The sequence below is a fragment of the Pseudoalteromonas sp. PAB 2.2 genome (genome assembly GCF_001938575.1).
In the GTDB taxonomy this organism is placed as follows: domain Bacteria; phylum Pseudomonadota; class Gammaproteobacteria; order Enterobacterales; family Alteromonadaceae; genus Pseudoalteromonas; species Pseudoalteromonas lipolytica.
This window is the reverse complement of sequence record NZ_LYPI01000007.1, coordinates 41,645-64,618: the sequence shown is the minus strand read 5'-3', so window position 1 is coordinate 64,618 and position 22,974 is coordinate 41,645. Positions and strand designations below refer to the sequence as shown.

Here is a 22,974-nt window from a genome sequence, read left to right as displayed (position 1 = left end):
ACTTAGTTGAACAATCCTTGGCTGGCCAGAAAAGTGAGCGTCAAGGCTATTACGAATAAAGGCTTTTCGGCTCATAACTCACCCGCGAAAGCTTTTTGGCTTAGCGAGTTGAACATGTTATCTGATTCAATAATGGCTTCTTGAAGTTTATGCTTACTTTGAACAGACTTTTTGTAGGCTTTGCTAAATTTTTCTTGAAGCTTAATATCAGGAACCGGCAATTCTATTTCATACAATTCTTTTGTACGGATTCCTTTCACTGTGCTACCTGATGAACGTTTATAAATTTCATCTTGAATAAACTGATTTAACAAACAATAAAGTAAATATTCTTGCGTTAATTCTCCTTTAGCTGTTAGAGCGATTAATCTTTGTCCTACAACAACTTTGTCGTAACAACCTAGTAATGCCGCATTTCCTAATGGTGCTTCGGTAGTAAATAAAACGTCGCCCTCCTTAGGTAAACCTCTTGTCATCCAGTCTAAGTAATTTTCCGCAGGTATAAATTCTCTTGGTTCCTCAGAGACAAAGCCTTTTTTCACATTTTTAGCTGTAACCAAAGGTATACCAGAATCAGACTTTTTAGGAGTTTTCCCTCTGTAGTCGATGTAATCAACTAGTTCCTTTATCTTCTTCTTATGAGAAATAGCATACCCTTCAGTAGTAAAGTGTTCGCCGAACATATCTAGGAATACGCTGCGGAGGAAGTCGTCGGCGAGGTCGATGGCTTGTTGGCGTTTACGGCGCACGCTGTCGGCTTTATCTAAAATTGCAGCGATACGTTTTTGTTCTTCAAGTGGAGGGAGTGGGATTTGATGCTCCCAGAACACTTTCATAGATACACGAGGCATCTTTGCACCAGCAACTTGATCGCTTATCCAATTTACAAAGCTGTTAGATCGCAAATAATAGGTTAAATACTTTCTATCTAATCTATCCTTATCTGGAAACAACGGGACAAGTTCAGTGGTAGCTAACCCTTGCTCTTCTGGCAACACTACTTTGTTTAAATAAGGGCGTAGCTTAGAGTAAAGTACGTGCCGTTCATCAAACCAATGTGTTGAAGAGCCTGCTGATTGAACCGAAGCATAAACTTTTTCAGTAACTACTCCTGAATGAGATTCAACCTTATCTAGATTGAGTTGCCAAACCGAGTTTTCGTCAACAATCTCAGGGTTTTTAAGCGGTCTTGAAGGAGCTACCTCTCCTAAAGAAGCTAAAGGCCAACTCACAGCATTGCCTCCAGCTCTTTTAAATCAGCCAATATCTCATTTTCCAATGAAACTAACTTGCCTAAGATTTCTTTTGGCGGATCATATTGCTCTTCTTCATAAACCACTTCTTTGTAGCGGTTAATGGAAAGATCATATTTATTTGAAGTGATGTCTTCTTTACTTACCCAAAACGCTTTTTGGGTTTTGTCGTTTTCTTCGCTGGTTGCGATAGCTTTATCACGGGCTTTAAACTGAGCAACTAAATCAGGCAAATCGCTATCTTTAATCGGTGTGCGTTTATCATCGAGCGAGAAGCCATCGGCTTGTACATCATAAAACCAAACATGGTCGGTAGTGCCACCTTTGGTGAATATTAAAATCGCGGTTGAAACGCCCGCATAAGGTTTAAATACACCACTTGGCAAGGATATAACCGCTTCAAGCTGGTTGTTATCGACTAGCAATTGTCGCAATTGTTGGTGCGCTTTTGATGAGCCGAATAATACACCGTCAGGGACGATAGTGGCTGAGCGACCACCCACACGTAACATGCGCTCTATTAAGGCGACAAACAGCAACTCGGTTTTTTTGGTTTTTACTTTACGAAGTACCTCAGGGCATACGTCTTCTTCGTCTAAGCTGCCTTTAAATGGCGGGTTGGCAAGGATAATGTCCATGCCTTCTTTTGCCTCGTTTGGAAAGCGCTCAGCAAAACTTTGGCTTAGGGTATCTTGGTAATGTATGTCGGGCTGTTTAATGCCATGCATCACGAGGTTCATGGCGGCTACACGTAACATGGTGGCGTCAAAGTCAAAGCCGTGGAACATGTCGGTATCTATGTGTGTACGCTGCTCTGGGTCGATTAAATCGCCTGAGTACAACAGGTTTTCTAACGGTTTGCCGTTGCTATCAAGTAATGGATTGCCGTCTGTATCGTATAAAGGCTCGCGTTCAACCCCTTCCGCTGAGGTGTATTTTTCTAGCAGAAATTCGTAAGCGTTAGTTAAAAAGCCACCGGTGCCTGTTGATGGGTCACAAATGCGGCTAGTAATACTTGGATCCATCATTTCGACCATTGCACGGATAATATGACGCGGGGTTCTAAACTGGCCGTTAATGCCTGCTGTTGTTAGTTTGCTTAGCAAGTATTCGTATAAGTCGCCTTTGGTGTCAGAGTTTTCAAGTGGCAGGTCGTTGACCATTTCAACCGCTTTAACCAATAGCGACTGCTTTTGGATCATCAGTTGCGCATCTTTCATAAACTCGTTAAAAATTGCGCCTTCGGTTGACTCGTCATCCCCTGCTTTTGAAAAGTATGGGAATAGCTCATCTTTCACTAATTTATAAAGCTCTTCGGCCCCTAAGTGACGAAAGTTTTGCCAACGCAAATGTTGCTCGTCATCATTAAAACGGCGGGTAAATGGTTTATTGGTACGTGCACTGCGTTTTTCGTCAGCTTGCTCGCTCATATCAAGCATACGGGCGTACATTAGAAAGGTGATTTGCTCGACTACCGTTAACGGGTTAGTAATACCACCGGTCCAAAATTCTTCCCAGAGTTTATCGATTTTGCTTTTAAGTTGACCTGTGATCATTAATATTCAATTCCTAATGCTTTTATATGTTGCTGCGCAGTTTGAAAAATAGGCTTATGGCTGTAATTGCTTTTCTACTGCATTAATTTTGGTGCCCAATGGTACATTAAATTGCGCAATAAATTGCTCAATTATGTCGGCTTGTTGTTCACTAAATACGCCATCGAGCCCCATATCATGAACTTGAGTAAATGGCGCATCGTAAAGTTGCTCAATATTAATACTACCATTGCGAACAAGGTGATTTTTTAACATGCCAATAAAGCGCTGTTGTTTGGCATTCATATGCGTATGAGTTTGTTGCACAAATTCTGTAAAGCTTTGCTCAATTGCCTGTTTATCCATACCCACTATAGTACGCAGTATTTTATCTAGGCTCGCTGTTGAGTCAGGGAAAAATTCTTTCAGTGTATTCAGGTCGACACTGGGGTTTTGGGTGTGAACTAGTGAACTTAACTGAGCAAGATCGGCCTCTGTTACGGGCTCTCCGGCACGAATTTTTTTCAATACAGCATCTGTTTCAAATAGTGGCGCAAGGGTTTTTTCTACTTCTTGGCGGTATATCTGATAATCAATCGAGACTATTTTTGTTAGCCTGTCGGTTTCGTGTATTTGATTTGAATCTTCTTTTATATCAAGTACAAACTCGCTTGTTGGCGGCGTCACGTTTTTATTACGTAAATGTATAATACTGCGTAAATCAACACGGCTTTGTTCAAGTGCTGTATGTGTTAAATATTGCCAATATTGATCTGTTTGGATCACTGCTATTGCTGGTGCTTTTGCACGCACTTCGTTTAAGTGCATTTGTAGCGACTCAACTTTAGCCATGACATTTTGCTTTGCTAGATCAATTTGACTTGTATCTGTTAATAATAATGTTTGAATAACAGTTATTTCGCAATCAAGTTTATAGGCTTCACTTTGCCCCATAATATTGCGCCATTGCATTAGTGGTGCAACTTTTTCAAGTAAATCACTGACTGTATTTGGTGTAAATTGATTTAGGCGTTTTAGGCCTTTATAGGTTTCTACTACTTGCCAATTATCGCGCACTGATATTGATTCCATTGGTAAAGAATTAATATCTTGGTGAAGTAACGATATAGTTTGATCAAACACATCCATATTGGCTTTTTTAAGCGCTGTTTGTGCGAGGTTTATGCGCGTTTCAAACAGTTTTTGCAACAGTGATTTAGCTTGTTTAACGTCTTCTTCTTCTGGGTTTTCGTCAAAGTATTCAAAGTTTGCCCAATGATCAAATATTAAGAAGTGTGTTTTATGCTTACCTGGGCCATATAAGTGCTCACATAAGCGTGTACCTCGACCAATCATTTGCCAAAATTTCACCTTTGATTTAATTGGCTTAGCGAACACAAGATTGACACACTCGGGTACATCAATGCCAGTATCAAGCATATCAACTGACACAGCGATACGAACACTATTTTCGTCACTCGATTTGAAGTCATCTATTAGCTCTTCGGCACGTTCGTATTTTGAATGAATAACGCGGCAAAAGTTAGCACCATGTTGTGGATAAAGTTCGCTAAACAATTGTGCTAAAAGTTCTGCATGAGCTATGTTACGGGCAAATATAATTGTTTTACCTGGTAGCTGCCCGTCTTTGTCACGTAGCCCTTTTTCCATTAAATTACGCAGTATTAATCTATTGGTATCTTTATTTTTAACGGCTTCGTCTATTTGCTTTGCATCGAAGTCAAGCTCGTTAGGGTCTATACCTTGATCTTCTAATTGTGCTATTTGCTCATCAGTAAGGTTGTCTTTTTTAATACCTTCTCGTAAAAATTGTGTGGTGTAACTTACAATTTTGTAAGGTACTAAGTTACCTTGCTCTATAGCATCCTCAAGGGGATAGTTAGCGGTTGGTAGTTTATAATCACAACCAAATAGATCACAGGTTGAGCGCGATACCATTTCAACAGGTGTAGCGGTTAAGCCGACTTCAAGCGCATCAAAGTATTTAAAAATATCACCATAAATATTGTAAATTGAGCGGTGCGATTCATCAGCGACAATAAGGTCAAAAAACCCCACATCATACTTGTTCATTATGCGAAGCATACCCGGATAGGTAGCGATAAATACACGTGCACTACCAGCGCTGTTTTTAGCACTTTTACCAACAATATGGACTGGTTCATTAGTAAATTCAGTAAATGCGTTGCCTGCTTGTTTGCGTAACTCTTTACGGTCACATAAAAATAATACCCGTTTTGCCCAGCCAGCATCGAGCAAACGTTTAGCAAGTGCAATAGATACGCGGGTTTTACCTGTTCCCGTCGCTTGAACTATAAGGGCTTTACGGTGTTTATCGCTAAAACGCTCACACACGCGGGTGATTGTTTCCATTTGATACAAACGACCCGCAACGTTTGTATCTATTGGCGTTTGATTTAGGTCTTTTTTTAGTGTGCGTTGCTTAAGTAAGTATTGCAGAGAATCTTTTGAATAATAACCATATAAGCCTCGACTATTATAACCTTGTGCATCATCGAGGATTTTAATGTCCCAACCATTCGAGTAAAAAATAACGGGGCGCTGGCCATATTGCTTTTCTAAAGCATCAGCGTAGAGCGTCGCTTGTTGTCGACCCTTTTCAATATTTTCACGAGATCGTTTTGCTTCAATAACAGCAAGAGGTTGACCATCGTTATCCCATAAAACGTAATCGACATAACCAATGCCTGTTGGTGTTGGTTGCTCACTCACTTTGACTTCTTTGCCAACTTCTTCTGTTGATTCATCATCAAGTGCAACATGCCAGCCTGCATTACGAAGATCTAAATCAATAATTCGTTTACGAGTTTCGTCCTCGTTAAAATCAAAGCTGGAACTAACTATTTGCTTATTAAGACTTTGTACTTGTTTTAGTTTTTCTTGATTGATCGCTTGCTTTAGCTTTGCAGCTTGCTGTTGTGCTAATTTTTGTGCAAGCTCTGCAGCTTCAAGCTCATCGAGAGCACGCTTTAAACGAGCTTGGTTCTCGGCTAATTGCTTTGTAAGCTGTTTGTTCTTTTTAGCAAACTCAGCATCACTTTGATTACTTGGCTGAACTTGTGCAGGTACTTTAAACTCTGGACACTCTTGTTGAGACCCTTTTGCATAAGCCATAAACAAATAAGAGGCAATAAAATAGCTTTCTTTTAATATCCATATAGCTTGCTGTTGATCTACTCTACCTTGATGGGCAGCTTGATTACCACTTTTACGAATTGCATGGAGTTTATCCGTAATTTGTCTTGGCACTACGCTTGTAAAGTCATCGGCAGTGAGTTTATCGAATATATTAGAATTTGGTAAAACAGGCAGGCATAACTCTTCATATAAAAAGCCAACAACTTTCTCTGCAAAGCAACGCAATTTTACCAATGAGCTTTGAGGATCGCTGATAGCATACTCTTCAGCAAATGCTGCAAGTTGGTGTAATTCAGGCCATCGTTGTTTGATATGTTCAAAGTTCATTGAGTGTTTCATTGTTGCTAATTCCTTTTTCATCCTACTTGATTGTACTATTTTTATACTTTTACAAGCTTGTAAAATGCTATATCAATTCTATTTTTACTTTGCCATTTAGTGCATTAACTTGATAGATAGTCCCACCGTCAACGGTGGTTGAACCAATTAACAGCTTTTCTGCTAACTCAATAGGCAAGGCATTATTAAGTTTTTTATTAATTAGGCTACGAGTTTGCTGAACAAACGTTTTTTCCATTGGCTTTAAGCCACTTAAGTTATTAATTTTAAAATCTTCCGGCTCGATTCCAAATGTATCACGAAATACTCGTAAGTCAGTACCTAGCCTAGAAAACTGAGTTAAATAAGCCTCTGAATAACTTGTTGTATCTTCAAAATAACGATCTACATTGAGTTCATACTGATCAAGTAACCATAAGTAAAATGCCATTTCTTTTGCCGTTAAGCTTATGTCAATCCCCGCGAATGTTAACTGCTTAGCAGAAGGGTTTATAACTAATGAAATTACTTTTGAGTTGACAGTATTAAGACTTGCTACTGTTTTACTGAAAGATACATTTTTGATACTGGTAAGCACAGAGTTATCAATTAGGTTACGCATGCGAACATAAGGTATGCTCGTTAAAGTAATATTGGCATTTTTGCAATCGACCGATTTCCCTGCTTTATTTTTTACAAACTTTGAATGGGGAGTCGGATACCAAAAGTCTTTTAGAAATTCAAAGCTCTCATCTACAAATACATGACTTAGAGTGTCTTGCTCACGCCCAAAGAGAGACATGGCATATCCTAAGTAAAACGCCATTGTTTTACGTCCACCTGCAATTGATGCATGTATTGCTGTATTCTCAAGTTTGGTTAACTCATCTACCTTACGGGTTATAAAATCTGCCATATAGACCTGTTCAACCTCAGTACTGGCATCAAAAACAGGTTGACCGTTTTGATCTTCAATAAGCCAAATATTTTTCTCAGAAAACTCAATCTCTGGCAATTTGTAGTCTGTTAATAACTGTTGAAAATGACCTTGGTTGAATAGCCCATCTACCAGCAAAGGTTTGGCACTTTGCGTTGTGATGACATAGATTTCGTTTGGCAGACTTTTGCCTTGCTTATGGATAGCAAACAAGGTTTCTGTAAGTACTTGAGGGCTAGCCCCTGTGATGATGAGTAATATGTGTTTCATTCAATTTCCTTTTGACGAAACTGAATGATATCTGAATATTAAATAAAATCAAAAAGTATGAGACGAATGCTATTTTTATGACTTATTGACGATAAATGTTTTGCGAACTTTCTCTAATACCTAAATTTAAAAAAAGAGTAGCACGCTACTCCTTCATTGCCCTCAAGCCACGCCTTACATTATCGTTGGCAATACGCTTTGCATTACCAAAATAGAAAAGTATATTTGCATACAATTCCCTCACTCGTATTATCAGAGTGAACTCAGATCTAGATCAAACAACACACCCGCATCACTCTCTAATCATTCAAGATTGAATGATTAACTGTAGTCAGGAAATACCAACCTAATTAGACAGTGAGACTAGTAAAGCACTTGAAGGTTAAAAATTAGGTTTTTAAATACACAGAAGTATTAAAAGTAGGCTTTGTAGATGTTTAAGAGAACTAAATACACAAAAGGGAGTTAATAAATTAATTGGGTCTTTTATTAAGCACTTATATCTTGCAAAGTTAGTCTAACTTCAACGTAAATCCTAAAAAGAAGCTACGACCGCTTTTAGTTGTATTATAAGCACGATCATTAGAATCACTATACAGCTCTTGCCTTTCATCCGTCAGATTCAAACCTTCAAATGTGAGCTCAAGTTGATCAGAAAGCTTATACTTCGCCGAAAAGTCAATATAGTTTGTAGCATGATAACCAGACTCATCTTGGTCTGTATTACCAGACTCTACTGAAAGTATGTAGTTGCTCCTATAGGCCGATGAAACTCTCGCTTCCCAATCATCGGATTCATAATAAAAAGTTAGGTTATAACTTTGTTTTGACAAGCCCGCGAATGTTTTGAACTGGTTCTTACCGGAGCCTTGTACGTTGCGATAAAGGGTTTTTCCATCTGCCCAAGTAAAGTTTGCATTGATACCAAAATTACTAAATGGGGAAGGTAAGAAATCGAAGTCTTTTATTAATGAAACTTCGAAGCCTTTTATGGTGGATGAGTCTGAGTTAACTGGTTTTGAAACCATAAATAAGTCATCAATTGAGTCCCCACTTTGTAATAATGAGGGTGGTAACCCCAATTCACTGTATTTGATCAAATCGACTTGTTCAATGACAAAGTTATTTATGTTTTTATAAAATAATGAAAATGATAAAAGGCCTTGATCATTAAAATACCATTCGTAGGACGAGTCAATATTCACAGACTCGAACGGGCTTAGTTCAGGGTTTCCAATTGAAATATTCCCAATTTCACCTTCCGCTCTCGATGCTTGAGAAACATTCGCAGAATAAGACAAATCAGATAACGAAGGGCGTGTAATATTTTTACTCGTTCCAAATCTCAGCAACATCTCATCTGCAAAGTCCCAAACCACGTTGAAGCTAGGCAGCCATTTTGCGTAACTTCTATCACGTTGAGTTAGATTACCTTTTGAAAGCCCAATAGAGCTTAAATCTGTTTGAAACCAACGCAGGCCTATTTGGTAGTTTATAGGGTAAGTATCAGTGTTATTTTCTGATTTTAATACTGCATAGAAAGCGTTTGTTTTCTCTTCCACATTAAAATTTGTTGAGGGTATAACATACTCAGAACTCAATGAAAGATCGTTTAGGCCATAATAAGATTGAATTTCATCGATATCGGCTTCCACCCATTCCAAATCTGGATGTTGGCTAAACACCTGTGTGTTTTTCAATGACAATAACCCACTCTCACCATGTTCTGCTGATTCAGCAGCCGGATAATAAGAAAATACTCGGTCATGCCCTGAATTTTTTAAAGTACTATGAGTTAGGCCTAATTGCAGCTCTACCTCATGATTCACATCGTAAATAAGCTCTATTTTTGAGTTAAATACATTTGTGTCGACATAATTTTCCTGAAAATAGAGATCTTTTACTTTAAATTTTGAAGGATTAGTTGTATCAAAATTAGGTGAGTAACTAGTACCATAAAAAGGATCTTGCCTAAAATCAGTTATGATATGTAGATCATCCGCAATAATATTAACTTTATTTAATTTAGGCTGTTGATAGTCTGAGTCATTTGCCCCGATAACAAGGTTCAAACTCAAATCATTCTTTACAGTGTAATGTGTATCAATTGAAATTTGCTTGAAAACTGACTCATTAAAATCTTTACGGTTTTCAATTCTCCATGATGCATCTGGATACTCTGCATAAATTACTTCATTTTCAGTATTGTTTTCTTCCCAGATTACATTTGCTACGCGGTTGTTATTTTTAACCGCAAGATGATGTTCATCTAAGTCATTTTTTAGCGAGTTATACAGTAGGTGTATTGCAGTCTCGAATTTACTGTTAGGCTTAAATTGAAATGCAGCTGTAACTCCCAACCTTTTTTGATTGTTATTCCATAAGGAGTATCGATGTCCCCTCGGATACCATAAACCTAATCTATCGAGGTACTCTTGCTGGTGGGCTAGTTTACCAACATACTGTTTATTTTCTTGCCTCCAACGAGTTGTATTTGTTCCATATTCTGTAGCGTTCCTTTCAGAGTATGTCGTTAAAATTAATCCACCCCAGTTATTCCATAAACCAGAATACATCATAGATACTCGGGGATCTGATTGCGGATTATTTGAATTGATACCATGTCGATATGAAAAAATACTAACGGGCTTTTTTAAATCGAAAGGTAAGGGGGTGCTTAACGTTACATTACCGCCTATTCCGCCTTCAAGCATGGAAGCGACGTACGATTTTTGTACATCAACTTGGCTAAACAATTCAGCTGAAAATAAGTTAAAGTCAAATGCCCTAGTACGTGATACAGCTCCTCTAGCATCCATTGGCGATGAGGTCATGCCCAGAGCTTCAATGCCATTGATTGTTACTTTTGTAAAATCAGGTCCAAGTCCTCTTAATGATATTTGCCTTCCTTCTCCTGCCTCCCGCGTGATAGAAACACCTGACACTCGCTGTAAAGAATCAGCCAAGTTTAAATCCGGAAAATCAGCAATATCTTCTGCTAAAATTGAATCCTGAGAGATTAATGCCAGTCGCTTGAGCTCACTCGCCTTTTTTAATGAATCGCGAAATCCCATAACAACGATTTCTTCGGGAATAGGCGAGCTTTGAGAGACGAAAGTGTTTTTTAACACAGGCACGGAAGAAGGTTGTGATTTTTTTTGTTTAGGACAAATTGACAATACCCAACCAGAATTAATTTCACTCGCGCACAGTGGCGTCTCTTTAAGTAATTTAGAAATTAGCTGTCGCGCTGTAAAAGTTCCACTAACTGGGCCTGATTTATAACCTTGAATAAGGTTAGGATCATATAAAATTGTCTGTTCAACAGTTCGAGAAAACAAGTTTACAGCTTCCTCTAAAGACTGCTGTTCAAACCTAACCTGGTATTGACTCAGCTGTGACGCACATGCCCCACTCGACAGCAATAATAATCCCAATACCCAATATTTTATTAGCATAATCTCATGGCGTTAATATGAGGTAGTCATTGTTTTCTGAGATATTTAGTGAGTACATTTGACTCAACATATCTACAACTTGGTCTGTATCATCTAGACGAAAGCGACCTGCTACTTTCTGGTTCATTAGCTGCGTTGTTTTTAGAATTATTTTCTTTTTACTATATCTATTTAAATGCTCAATCAAATATGCCAAGTTTTGATCTGATATTTCAATCCACCCTGAACGCCAATCAACGATGTTTGCTAGATCAACTTTACTTATCTCACTCGTTAATTCAGCTTCAATACGAACCCTCTCACCTGCTTTTACGAGCGTGTGACGACCATTTACTCTGTTCTTCACTTCAACGATGCCTTCGTACACCGTTAATTCAGCAAAAGACGGGTGTGTATCGACATTAAATTGGGTTCCTACAGCTTTTATCTCACCAAAATCAGTCGACACAATAAAGGGCCGGTTTTTATCTTTTGCAACAGAAAAATAGGCTTGCCCGTCTTGGAGTAGAAGCTCTCTAGTTGATGACGAGTACGCAACTTTAATTGCGCCCGATGTTTGCAATTCTAATTGGCTTCCATCTGAAAGTTTATATGTTACAGACTGATTTTTAGCCGTTAATAAATAAGCTTCTGGCGTTTGCTGACTGGGGTAAAAAAATACGGCAAAGCACAATACAATAGCACTACAAAATGAGGCGACTAGCATACCAAATTGATATTTAGGTTTTGCTTTTATTGCCTTCAACTGTTTAAAAGCAATTTCAATATCAGGGTCTTGCCATGTTGCTAACATAGATTCAAAAATCTGCCTATTCTGTGGTGTTAAATCAAGCCACTTCATAAACCGGCGTTTTTGTAAATCATCGAGTTTTCCATCTGCGAGCGTATCAATCCACAATGCGGCTTCTTGGTACACATGCTCATTCATTTTTTGAGTGTCTTTTATTGGCATTTACTTTATCTTTTCATCTAGGTAGCGCTGAATATCGACCATTGCTCTTGATATATGACGTGTCACGGTTTCTGATGAGATATTCAGTTGATTCGCGATAGACTCTCGACTTTCTCCGTGTAACCTTCTTAATTCAAAAACACGCCGGCGCTGCTCTGGCATTCTCTCTAATGCTTGATAAATTAACTCTAGCTTTTGTGTTCTTTGTAAATTTAGCTCTGGATTTGTTTGAGTTGTTGAAAGTTCTTCAATTCCATCATCATTATGTGGTGTTCGTTGAGACAAAAGATTTTTAGCAATGCTGATAGCATAAGCAATAGGATTAGAGATAGGGCTTTTTTTAGCCTGCTCTAGCACACGAACAACTGATTCTTGATAAATATCCGCCGCTTCATCTGAGCATTGTGCTCTTCGAGATAAGTACCTTCGTAATTGACTACTTTCTGAAAGAGACTGCTGCTCACGTGGCTCTTCAACTTCAGGCATTTTGATTACACTTTTGGGATTTGTTTGCGACAATACAACAGCAATATTACAATTGTATTGTCGATTATAGTTCTGCATTTTCATAAGTTACTTTATGTACACAGGGTTGCTATAAAACCATAAGTCATCCCAAGGATTTTCACCTTTTAGATCAACTTCTGGTTCTAATTCGTTGAGAAGATTAGTTCCTCTAACCCTGATATAACCTTTTTTCGTTCCCAAGGGTAAAGTAAAAGACATCACCTGATAATCGCCTTGCTCTTTCCAGTCTTTAGGATAAAAGCGCTTCACTACTTTTGTTGTTGGATTAATGTTTTGCTTAATAAACTTTTTATCCTTTAATACCTCACCATAAATTAGATCTACTCTTGCTACAGAGGGGGAGTCACCATTAAAGTTTTTTTGTTTTGGGGTTTTAAATGCAATGTTTACGACAAGAGGAGCTGAGTTATTATTCGTTAGTGACTCTCCAATTTGTGCCTTTTGTTCACCTTGTGAAACAGAGACAAATAAGCTATCGATGAGATCACCTGTAGTTATAAACACATTTCCTGCTCTAAATGCCTCTAATACGCTAGCGTAATCTTTTTTAGCATACACATATGTTTTCGCATATTCTCCTGGCCAAAAGTCTGTGCGCCCTTCAGTGTAATGTGCATGGCTATCAGAAACAGCTGTGACACTCCATTTGCGCCCCTCACCCAATAAACTATCCCAAACACCCCCTACAATCGCCGACATTTGATCTGTTCCACCATGGGTTGGGTAGCCATAATATTCAGCACGTTCGGCTGTGGGGTCATTTGAACCATCAGGGTTAATACTTGCAGCCTGATGACCTGGAATTGCAGTCATACCAGTAATAACATCCGGTGCAGCATCTTGCCATTGACGCATCTTTTCAGGCGTTACTTTAGTAAACACATTTAGTTTTGGTGCTTGTCGTGAGGGGTGGTTAACTGCCAATATGGGCTTGGGTGACATTGTTTGCATATACTCAAGCGCTTTGAGCATAAACGCTTGCGTACCTCTTAAATACTCATGAGGTGATACTTCTCGACGATTAAATTTACTTTCAATTTCGAAAAGTTGTGCAGCCTCTTTTTCACTCTTTGGAATAATTAAACTGCCATGACGAGCAGATGGCATGTCAAACTCCATACCATAAAACTGTAATACCTGCGGAACAGCCTTTCTTGAATCTAGCAATTCTGGGTAAGCCTGCTCTAAATTCAGTTTACTGTGCCCGGGGCCACCATGGTCTGTCGTCACCATCCAATCTAAACCATGCATTTTCGCCATCGTCGCATTGAGCGCAGTAAAATAATGTGCGTCGCCAAAGAGAATTGGAGTCGGAGGGCTTGTTTCTAAGTTCCACTTTGCACTGTACTTACCGTGGATGTGATGATCACCGGCTAGCCAAGTCCTTTCTCCTTCAGGGATGATAAATTCTTCATTCTGGCTTTGAGGAGAATGAGTTGAACAGCCAGAAATAAAAGTTACAAAAAAAAGCGTATATCGATTAATCATTATAAAAATCTCAGCAAAGCCACAAAACAGGTGTTTTGTGGCTTTTAAATAAAGTTAAAATTCAGCTGTCAAGCCGAGCATATAAGTACGTCCACTTGTCGTCGTGTTATACGCTCTGTCATGTGAGTCGCTATAAAACTCTTCGCGCTCATCAGTTAAATTAATACCTTCAAGGCTTAACTTTACACTGTCTGTTAACTGATAAAATGCTGAAAAATCAATATATGTTGTACTATGGAAGCCACTTTCATCTTGATCACCACTTGATGACGCTCCTGCAATATAAGGACTACGATAAGCAGCTGAAACGCGCGCTCCCCATGAGTCAACTTCGTAATAAAGAGTAAAGTTATAACTATTTTTTGAGAGGCCTGTGAATGGCTTAGTTTGGTTATTACCTTCAACCCCGTAAATGTCACGATACATAGCTTCACCATCGGCATAGGTATAATTTGCGACGATACCCAAGTTGTTAAATGGTGCACTTAAAAAATCAAAGTCTCTAGAGAATGCAATTTCAGCGCCTTTGATTTTTGATGAATCCATATTTTCAGGCCGTTGTAAGTAAAATATACTGTCCATCGACTTATCCGCAGGTAGCAGTTCTGCGGGTAAACCTAAAGATGAATACACAACTTCCGTTGTTGTACTTACAATAAAGTTATCAATGTCTTTGTAGTAAAAAGCAGCTGATGCGTAGCCAACATCTTCGAAGTACCATTCAAACGAGGTATCAAAGCTCACTGACTCGAACGGCTCTAGTTCAGGATTACCCATATTCACGCTAGTAATCGCCTCACCGGAAGTTTGAGACACTGTCGCGTTATAACTTAACGAGCCCAGTGAAGGACGAGTGATGTTCTTACTGGCAGAAAAGCGCCATAAAATATCTTCATCTAGCTCATAAACCATGTTTAAGGTAGGTAATATATCTGAGTAGTTTCGCGTTGACTCAATATCGATACCATTTGAGATACCCGACGCTTTAATTTCTGTATCAAAGTAACGCAGGCCAGCACTAACATGTAAAGGCTTACCTGCTATAGAACTTTCAAATTGATACTCAGCATAAGCAGCCTGGGTTGTTTCACTTACTGGAGATTTGTCATTTTCAGTTAGCATTGAGGCGTCGATTCGATAGTTAGATAAACCATAAAAATCTAGTAATGCACTTAAATCGCCTTGTACCCATTGATGATCAGGATGCTGAGTAAATACGTTTACAAGGTTATCGTCTAAAGTAAGAATACCTGTATTTTGATTCGCAATATTTTGCGCGTTACTTTGCGTAAGTTGGTAGGCACTGTTTTCAAACTTTTTATAATTTAACCCGAACTTCACTGTGCCGGAGTCACCTACTAAATAAGTGAAATCAACTTTAGCTGTATCAAAATCATTTGTTATGTAGTCTTCTTGAAGGTAAATATCTTTTATCTCGAACTGATCACGGCTTGTCGTATTAAAATCCGGCGAGTAGCTAAGGCCATAAAATCTGTCCTGGGTAAAATCAGTAATAATGTCAACTTTACCTTTTGCATGAATATTAGACTTTTGAACTCGTGGTTGATCAAAATCTGAAGAACTCGTTCCAACGAGTGCCATCATGCTTAGGTCATCATTTAAGGACCAATCCAAAGTTAGCGTATATTGATCAAATACAGACTCGTTATATCGTGCTGAATTTTCATTACGCCACGTTGCATCTGCGTAACTCGCATAGATGACTTCCTTTTGCCCATCATTATCAATCCACTCTAAATCTTTAACTGTTTTATTATCTTTTACCGCAGAGTGATGCTCATTTTGCTCGTTTTCTAATTTCGCATGTAATACATCAAGCGTTAAACTTACGTCATCACTTGGCTTAAATTGAAGTGCGGCCGTAACACCCAATCTTTTTTGATTATTGTTCCATAAAGAGTATCTATGACCTCTTGGAAACCAAAGCTCTGTAGAATCCAATTCAGCTTGAAGTTCAGTGTTACTTTCATCTGCCGTTATTTTTCCACCTTCTTTACGCCAACGAGTTGTATTTGTACCGAACTCAGTTGTTGAGCGCTCGCTGTAAGCAACAGAAGCTAATGCACCGAAATTCCCCCAAGTATTAGAAAGCAAGCCTGCAAAACGCGGGTCAGTTTCTTCGCTATTATCGTTATAACCGCCTTTAACTGAAATTGCCCCCTTGGCACCGTCATAATCAAATGGTTTGGCTGAATACAAACCAACAGTTCCGCCGATCCCCCCTTCTTCTTGATCAGCAGAAAATGTTTTATTCACGTCGATACGGTTGAACAGTTCTGCTGCGAATACATTAAAGTCAAAACCACGTGTTCGACTTACTCCGCCTTTAGCATCCATAGGAGATGATGATGTTCCCATTGCCTCCATGCCATTGACTTGTACGCGAGTGAAATCAGGGCCGAGACCACGCAAAGAAATTTGTCTTCCCTCACCGGCTTCACGTGTAATAGTCACACCTGGTACACGTTGCAGCGCATCTGCTAAATTCAAATCTGGAAAATCTGCGATATCCTCAGCCAAAATAGAATCTCGGGCAATCATTGCCTCTCTTTTCATATCTTTTGCTTTGATAAGAGAGCGTCTGAAAGAGGAAACTTCAATCACTTCCATATCTTTTATTTGCTCATCAGCTTGTGCAGCTACTTGGGGAGTAATACTTAACGCCGATAAAATAGCGCTTGAAATAATGCTTTTCTTTAATAGAGTGTCCATAAAAATTCCGTGTTACTGGTTAAATAGTTAAATGGCAGAACACTCTTAAAGAGCTTTTTTTTTCAAAAAGCAGACAATTTTTATGATGAAGAATTTATTACATAGGCTGTTTTCTATGAAGATTACATATAGCGAAAACACATACCCTCCTAAAGTGAGCTTTAAGAAGGCGAACTTACAAAGGGATTAATTAATATTTATTTCTTTTATATCAGTTAGTTGATATTTAAAATAATACTATCACGTAGTATAAATTCCAAAAAGATTATAGTTTGATTGCCAAGGACATAAGAAAGCATATTTATTTTACTCTATTCCAAAATAGAGCTTACAAGAGTAATGTCGAGAGAGATAACTGTAGGCTCCCCTACATGAACGAGGAAGTTGGTATATTTATAGCTTTAAAGCGCTAATCTATCTATTTTTAAAACAACGGCTTCGTTCATGCATATTCAGTGCTTAGCTACTACAGCAGCAGGAGTGAAAATTTATCATTTTCTGGCCTACACAGGTTTTTAGGCACATTGGTGCCTAAAGACTGGTTCTAAACTGCCCGACGGCCTCAACAACTTCCTTAGCCCCTTTTTGAATATCATTAATAACAGAGCCTGATTTATTCGATAACTCCAAGGCATCTTTGGCCTCAGCTAAACTCGACTCAATTTCGGTTACAGCATCTTGAGTAAGCGCTTTATTCTCAGACACGACGTTGATTATTTGCTCTGTGGCCAAACTCGTTCTTGATGCCAGTTGCCTAACTTCATCTGCAACAACGGAGAAACCTCGTCCTTGGTCACCCGCCCTCGCGGCTTCGATAGCAGCGTTTAATGCCAGCAAATTAGTTTGATCGGCAATACCTTTAATACTTTCGACTAATTGAGCAATCTTAGACGACTGTACGTCGAGGTTATTAACACTTTCGCTGGCTACTTCGAGTTTCTTTGATAAGTTATTCACTGTAACAATTGTTTGCTTTACGACACCTAACCCTATTTCAGCGTCGGCATCTGTTCGTTTAGAAATGTCATAAGCAATACCAGCCGTTTCAGATATTGCAAATTCTCTTTGCATCTGATCGGTTATTACTGTTGCAAACTTTACGACTTTATAGAGTTCTCCATCATTGTTATGAATTGGATTGTACGAGGCTTCTAACCATACTTCGTTACCGTAACTATCTAATCTTTTAAAACGATCAGAAATAAACCGTCCGTGTTTTAATTCAGACCAAAACTGTTTATAAGCGTTCGATTTAGCTTCTTCAGGGTCGCAAAACATACTGTGGTGTTTACCCAATATTTGGCTTTTGGAGTAACCCATAGAGGTCAGAAAGTTATCATTGGCGTTTAAAATAATACCGTCTAAGCTGAATTCGATAACCGCAGATGAACGACTCAAAGCCGCAAGCATATCTTCTTTTTCTCTTGATTGAGAAATAGTGCGCGTAAGCTCTGCCGAGTAAACAGCTAACTCATTATTAATTGGTTGTACAATACTTCTAAGCCATAACTCACGCCCAGACTGCGTTACGAGCTGCAAAGCGCCATGCCAATGGCTCACTTTTTTTATGGCTGAAAGCATTTTTTGTGTGTGAGGTTTTTTGAGCGACTTTTTAACAATCAGGTCATTGAAATTTAAACCAACAAGCTCACTTTCTTTGTATTCTATCGCGGTTGCAAATAGTTGATTAACTTCGAGAATACGGCCATCTTTGCTTAGCAAAAAGTACAGCATTTCCTCTTTCAATTCTTGCTTTATATTTTCAAACTCAACTGTTTGCTTTTTTAATTCAGCAATTTCAGACAGCAACTTGCGATTAGTGAACCACATAAACTGGTTTCCTTTAGGTTACATACGCTAAAAGTAGAGCACTCAGAATCAAGTGTCTAGGAAGATTACGTTTTTTGCCAATAACTGTATTTAATAAAGGTAAGGCATGACTACATAAAAGGTCGGGTGAAATGAGGTTATACGTGTAAAACACGACCCCATGTGATTAACGCTGTTTCATACATTGAGAGATTAATTAACTTTAACGATTAATAAAAGTGTTATACGAAGAACTGGAGGGTTTTGATCACGACTGATTAAAGTATTTTACTCTTGCTTTTATTTTTACAATAGCGTTTTTACAGTGAGCGCTGCGTTTTAATATCCTCAGATAGGTGCGCTCACGTTAATTTAGCTGACTTTAAATACACACTAAAACACGTTTCGTGCTCGTCGGAGTAAACTTTTATCGCGCCATCATTGGCCTCTGCGAGCGCTTTAACAATGGCTAAACCGAGCCCCACACCATCACTGTGTTTTTGTCTTGATTTATCCGGCCGATAAAAACGGTCGAACAAATACGGTAAATGTTCAGCGGGTATTTTCTCACCGGGATTCACAACCGAAATACACACTGTATCTGCGCTTACTTTTTCGCTTTTAACTGAAATTGAAGCCCCTTTTGGGGTATACCGAATAGCGTTAGAGAGTAAGTTTGATAACAGCTGTCTAAAATGTAACTGATCACAGTAAAAACGCAGGTTTTCACCCTCTGTTTTAAAACAAATACCTACTTCTTCCGCCAACGCATCAAAGTAGTCAAATAGCGACGCTATCTCGTCATGACTTTGCAAAATTTGTTGTTTTGGCTTTATTAAACCGTTCTGAGTTTTTGCAAGCCACAGCATGTCATTGACCATTTTTGTTAATCTTTCTAACTCTTCAAGATTTGAGAATAACAGCTCTTGATAGTCAACAACCGCTCTTGATTTTGATAAGCCCACCTGCGTTTGGGTAATGATATTTGTTAAGGGGGTTCTTAACTCATGAGCTATATCGCTGGAAAAGTTAGATAAGCGAATAAACTCACTTTGCAGCCTATCTAACATCACATTAAAAGACTGCACCATGTTTTCAAGCTCAACAGGAACATTATTATGATCTAACCTGACATCCATTTTATTGGTTTGTATATCAAGCATTTTTTGAGTTAACCCACGTAAAGGGTTAAGACCTTGATGTATAGCAATCCATGCGACAAGCAACACTAACACAGCCGAGCCTAACATAATGACCCATAAACTCTGTTTAAACTGGGTTAAAAAGCGCAGATGGAAGCTCATATCAATCGCAACGGCTATTTTATAATGCTGTTTAGATGTCTCTAGCTCACTGACTAATGCACGATACGCCTTACTGCCTGTATGCCATGTAATTATGTTCTCCTTTTTAAACCCCTGAGAAGCTTTCGCGCGCATTGCTAATTCAGTAAAATCATTATGGGAGCTTTGATATACAAGCTCTCCCTCTAACGTATTTACTTGGTAGTACACCCCATGATGCCCAACAACAGCAATCGACAATGCGTTTTCAAGCTGTTTTTGTGATTGAAAAGGCTGTGATAATACAGACTCAACTGATTGCGTGATAACCTGTAACTCGCCACTGTCTTGTTGCAAAAAATGATGCTCTATTGAGCTATTTATGAGTGAGGCCACAAAGGTGAAACAGCCAATAATTGTTATTGCTACAAATAACAAAACTCGCATCGTTAATGACAAGGGTCGCGTGCTAACTCGCATTAGGCATTGCCTCTAACTTGTATCCCATCCCTCTTACTGTGTGTATTAGCTTTACTGTAAAATCATCATCCACTTTGCTGCGAAGCCTTCTTATTGCAACATCAATCACGTTGGTATCACTATCAAAATTCATGTCCCACACTTGTGAAGCGATTAATGAACGAGGCAGTACTTCCCCTTCACGGCGCAGTAATAGCTCGAGTAAACTAAACTCTTTATTACTTAAGGTAATGCGTTGGCCTGCACGTTGAACTTTTCTTTTTGGAATATTCATTTCTAGGTCGGCTATTTTTAAGACATCTTCTACTTTTTGTGTGCCGCCTCGCCTAAGTAAAGTGCGCACTCTTGCTAACACTTCAGAAAATGCGAATGGTTTAATTAAATAATCATCAGCCCCTAGTTCAAGTCCTTTAACTCTGTCATCGACACTGTCTCGCGCTGATAAAAAAAGAACAGGGGTCTGTTTTTTTGCTTCGCGAAGTGATTGTAAAATTCGCCACCCAGATACATCAGGTAACATCACATCGAGAATTATTACGTCAAATAATTCTGTCATGGCTAAATGATGACCATCGAGTCCATTTCGCGCTAGTGACACTTGAAAACCGGCTTCAGTTAAACCTTGTTTTAGGTAATTTCCTGTTTTTAATTCGTCTTCAACTATTAGTAAGCGCATTTCAATCCTTCATCAAAATCATAGCCGTTATTATTATGGTGTTTTAATCACAACAGCAACATGACACCAAGATTACAACTTTGTCATGTTCACGTCATGCTGAAGACAGGTCAACTTTCTAAACTTATGGCATGTTTTTCTATTTATTAACAGAGTCAGTAATCGTTTTTTACGTCACACTTTGTTGCAATCTGTTTAATTTTTAATAACAAGTAAGAAGGTAATTATGAAATTTTTTAAGTATGTCGCATTCATGTTCGTACTAACAATGCCATTTATGGCATCGGCTCATGTCTCAGTAACACACACTCTGCCACAAGATAAAGCAATGTTAATGAGTAGCCCTGAGCAGCTATCGCTCGCGTTTAGCGGAAAAGTAAGATTAGCAAAAATAGTCGTTCAAGATGCACATAAACAACCAATCGACTTCGATTTTAAGCCTACAGCAGCTCCAAGTAGTGATTTTAGTTGGCCACTGCCGCACTTAAAGCAAGGCAATTACACGGTAAAATGGATCGCACTCGGTGGTGATGGCCATAAAATGACAGGGGAATTCACTTTCATGATCCATGCTACAAAGCATAGTAATAAAACAAAAATGCCAGAAAATGGCCATGGTAATCATAATCACTAGCCTTAGGTCATGACAATGCAATTTAGTGAGTGGTCGCTGCTTTTACTGTTAATGAAACTAGCAAACTATACGGCTATAGCAGCACTTGCAGGTACATTACTGATACGTTTTATTAGCCATTTTCACCTTAATGGAAACCAGCATACTGCGTTTTTATATTTCTTGAAGCACTGGCAAATCAAATGTTTAATGGTTGGTTTAATAGCAGCTGTTTTGCAAACACCAATAGAGGCAGGTGCCATTGCCGAATCAGGTTTTATGGGAATGTTAGATCGCCCAATGCTCGAGATTGTTTGGTACTCGGTAATTGGCGAGCAAGCGCGTTTAAGGATTGTTAGTTTCTTAGTCGCACTTATGGTTGCCTCCTTGTGGAATGTGAAGGCAGAAAATAACAACGCAGAAAAATTCAACTTTGCTCTTATGCTAATCATAGCGGCTCTTATTGCGTATAGTTTTTCTATTACTGGTCACAGTGCCAATGAAAATGCCTTAGTAAAAAGTATTTTGACCTTTCATCTTGCGGCTTTAGCCTGTTGGATTGGCGCATTATGGCCATTGCTTAAAAGCTGCACCTTGCTTATCAAAACCGACGTTGAAAAAATAATGCATCACTTTGGACAAATGGCCATCATTATTGTCGTTGTATTGCTTGTGTCTGGCTTGGCGCTTTTACAACAGTATCTGCACTCATTTTCTGCATTATTTACTTCAACTTATGGCCAATTAATTTTACTGAAGTTACTGCTTGTCAGCGCCATGCTTTTGCTTGGCGCATGGCATAAACTATTTTTAGTCCCTAATATTAACCGGCAACGGTATTTTGAAACCTTAAAAGGCTCTATCGCTGTTGAAATGGTCATAGCGCTTTTTGTACTTATCACAACAAGTGTTTTTACCACACTTGTTGGCCCTCCTATTTAACTATGAAGTAGAGAAAAAACGCATGCTAAAAAACACATCACAATTAAAAATGATATCACTGCTACTTTTAGGTGCACTCAGCTCGTTTGCTGTTAACGCACACGGTGATGAAGCTCATCCAAACAAAAGCACCTTATTTGTTGGTATCGACAGTGAACCCGCACACACTGTAACCGCGTTTAAAAAAGCACTAAAACAGGGTGATCAAGTCACAGCTCGTAAACTACTCGCTGACAATGTTATTATTTTTGAAGGAGGCGGTATTGAACGCTCAGCAGATGAATACGCAAATCACCATATGCATGCAGATATGGCATTTTTAAAAGCCGTTGAAAGCACATTATTAGAGCATCAGGTATTCACGCAGGGCGATATAGCTTTCTCAATTGCCAGAAGCTCAACCGAAGGCAGCTACAAAGGGAAAGAAATAAAGAGTATTGGAATGGAAACAATAACACTCAAAAATACCGACAATGGATGGAAAATCACTCATATCCACTGGTCCAATTAAGGAGTACA

Annotated in this window: 15 protein-coding genes; 3 read left to right on the top strand and 12 right to left on the bottom strand. The window is 38.8% G+C overall.

Annotation, left to right across the window (positions count from 1 at the left end; genetic code table 11):
* Positions 1–71 precede the first annotated feature (71 nt).
* The 12 genes from BWD47_RS20070 to BWD47_RS00715 all read right to left on the bottom strand — a co-directional run bounded on the left by BWD47_RS20070 (position 72) and on the right by BWD47_RS00715 (position 20,900).
* Positions 72–1,232: a restriction endonuclease subunit S gene (locus BWD47_RS20070; RefSeq protein ID WP_075593193.1), complete on the bottom strand. Its 1,161-nt coding sequence runs from the start codon at positions 1,230–1,232 to the stop codon at positions 72–74.
* Positions 1,229–2,809, bottom strand: coding sequence for a class I SAM-dependent DNA methyltransferase (locus BWD47_RS00765; protein WP_075593192.1), 1,581 nt, complete (start codon positions 2,807–2,809; stop codon positions 1,229–1,231). Before BWD47_RS00765 ends, BWD47_RS20070 begins: the two co-directional genes overlap by 4 nt.
* A gap of 54 nt (positions 2,810–2,863) precedes the next feature.
* Positions 2,864–6,307: a DEAD/DEAH box helicase family protein gene (locus BWD47_RS00760; protein WP_075593191.1), complete on the bottom strand. Its 3,444-nt coding sequence runs from the start codon at positions 6,305–6,307 to the stop codon at positions 2,864–2,866.
* A gap of 67 nt (positions 6,308–6,374) precedes the next feature.
* A complete protein-coding gene (gene csm6 / locus BWD47_RS00755) occupies positions 6,375–7,493 on the bottom strand; it encodes a CRISPR-associated ring nuclease Csm6 (RefSeq protein ID WP_074988545.1) in 1,119 nt (372 codons plus the stop codon).
* Between the two features lie 512 nt (positions 7,494–8,005).
* Entirely contained in the window at positions 8,006–10,951 is a 2,946-nt protein-coding gene (locus BWD47_RS00750; RefSeq protein WP_074988544.1) for a TonB-dependent receptor, read from the bottom strand.
* Between the two features lie 4 nt (positions 10,952–10,955).
* The gene (locus tag BWD47_RS00745) at positions 10,956–11,903 is read right to left on the bottom strand and encodes a FecR domain-containing protein (RefSeq protein ID WP_074988543.1); all 948 of its coding nucleotides are present in this window, start codon (positions 11,901–11,903) and stop codon (positions 10,956–10,958) included.
* Positions 11,904–12,473 (bottom strand): RNA polymerase sigma factor, encoded by a 570-nt coding sequence (locus tag BWD47_RS00740; protein WP_083202742.1) that lies wholly within the window; start codon positions 12,471–12,473, stop codon positions 11,904–11,906.
* A gap of 3 nt (positions 12,474–12,476) precedes the next feature.
* Positions 12,477–13,919, bottom strand: a complete 1,443-nt coding sequence (locus BWD47_RS00735; protein ID WP_074988542.1) for a phosphoesterase — start codon at positions 13,917–13,919, stop codon at positions 12,477–12,479.
* A 54-nt stretch (positions 13,920–13,973) separates the two neighbouring features.
* Entirely contained in the window at positions 13,974–16,652 is a 2,679-nt protein-coding gene (locus tag BWD47_RS00730; protein WP_074988541.1) for a TonB-dependent receptor, read from the bottom strand.
* A 531-nt stretch (positions 16,653–17,183) separates the two neighbouring features.
* Positions 17,184–18,482 carry a PAS domain-containing methyl-accepting chemotaxis protein gene (locus BWD47_RS00725; protein ID WP_036972379.1) on the bottom strand — a complete coding sequence of 433 codons (1,299 nt, stop codon included), beginning with the start codon at positions 18,480–18,482 and terminating at the stop codon, positions 17,184–17,186.
* A gap of 341 nt (positions 18,483–18,823) precedes the next feature.
* Complete coding sequence (locus tag BWD47_RS00720; protein WP_036972380.1) at positions 18,824–20,224, bottom strand: heavy metal sensor histidine kinase; 1,401 nt, start codon at positions 20,222–20,224, stop codon at positions 18,824–18,826.
* Complete coding sequence (locus BWD47_RS00715) at positions 20,214–20,900, bottom strand: heavy metal response regulator transcription factor (protein WP_036972381.1); 687 nt, start codon at positions 20,898–20,900, stop codon at positions 20,214–20,216. The genes BWD47_RS00720 and BWD47_RS00715 overlap by 11 nt, the downstream gene beginning before the upstream one ends.
* A gap of 226 nt (positions 20,901–21,126) precedes the next feature.
* On the opposite strand from BWD47_RS00715, the gene BWD47_RS00710 reads away from it, so the two are divergent.
* The 3 genes from BWD47_RS00710 to BWD47_RS00700 are packed head-to-tail and all read left to right on the top strand — an operon-like array spanning position 21,127 to position 22,966.
* Positions 21,127–21,534 (top strand): copper resistance CopC family protein, encoded by a 408-nt coding sequence (locus BWD47_RS00710; protein ID WP_074988540.1) that lies wholly within the window; start codon positions 21,127–21,129, stop codon positions 21,532–21,534.
* Positions 21,535–21,549: 15 nt separating this feature from the next.
* Positions 21,550–22,455, top strand: a complete 906-nt coding sequence (locus tag BWD47_RS00705; protein WP_074988539.1) for a copper resistance D family protein — start codon at positions 21,550–21,552, stop codon at positions 22,453–22,455.
* 22 nt (positions 22,456–22,477) lie between these two features.
* Positions 22,478–22,966, top strand: coding sequence for a DUF4440 domain-containing protein (locus tag BWD47_RS00700; protein ID WP_074988538.1), 489 nt, complete (start codon positions 22,478–22,480; stop codon positions 22,964–22,966).
* Positions 22,967–22,974: the final 8 nt, after the last annotated feature.

Excerpts from the sequence above, each read along its gene's own strand:
- BWD47_RS00765 (WP_075593192.1), bottom strand. The coding sequence starts at position 2,809 with ATGATCACAGGTCAACTTAAAAGCAAAATCGATAAACTCTGGGAAGAA.
- BWD47_RS00730 (WP_074988541.1), bottom strand. The coding sequence starts at position 16,652 with ATGGACACTCTATTAAAGAAAAGCATTATTTCAAGCGCTATTTTATCG.
- BWD47_RS00700 (WP_074988538.1), top strand. The coding sequence starts at position 22,478 with ATGCTAAAAAACACATCACAATTAAAAATGATATCACTGCTACTTTTA.
- BWD47_RS00740 (WP_083202742.1), bottom strand. The coding sequence starts at position 12,473 with ATGAAAATGCAGAACTATAATCGACAATACAATTGTAATATTGCTGTT.
- BWD47_RS00710 (WP_074988540.1), top strand. The coding sequence starts at position 21,127 with ATGAAATTTTTTAAGTATGTCGCATTCATGTTCGTACTAACAATGCCA.
- BWD47_RS00720 (WP_036972380.1), bottom strand. The coding sequence starts at position 20,224 with ATGCGAGTTAGCACGCGACCCTTGTCATTAACGATGCGAGTTTTGTTA.
- BWD47_RS00705 (WP_074988539.1), top strand. The coding sequence starts at position 21,550 with ATGCAATTTAGTGAGTGGTCGCTGCTTTTACTGTTAATGAAACTAGCA.
- BWD47_RS00735 (WP_074988542.1), bottom strand. The coding sequence starts at position 13,919 with ATGATTAATCGATATACGCTTTTTTTTGTAACTTTTATTTCTGGCTGT.
- BWD47_RS00760 (WP_075593191.1), bottom strand. The coding sequence starts at position 6,307 with ATGAAACACTCAATGAACTTTGAACATATCAAACAACGATGGCCTGAA.
- csm6 (WP_074988545.1), bottom strand. The coding sequence starts at position 7,493 with ATGAAACACATATTACTCATCATCACAGGGGCTAGCCCTCAAGTACTT.
- BWD47_RS00750 (WP_074988544.1), bottom strand. The coding sequence starts at position 10,951 with ATGCTAATAAAATATTGGGTATTGGGATTATTATTGCTGTCGAGTGGG.
- BWD47_RS00715 (WP_036972381.1), bottom strand. The coding sequence starts at position 20,900 with ATGCGCTTACTAATAGTTGAAGACGAATTAAAAACAGGAAATTACCTA.
- BWD47_RS00725 (WP_036972379.1), bottom strand. The coding sequence starts at position 18,482 with ATGTGGTTCACTAATCGCAAGTTGCTGTCTGAAATTGCTGAATTAAAA.
- BWD47_RS00745 (WP_074988543.1), bottom strand. The coding sequence starts at position 11,903 with ATGCCAATAAAAGACACTCAAAAAATGAATGAGCATGTGTACCAAGAA.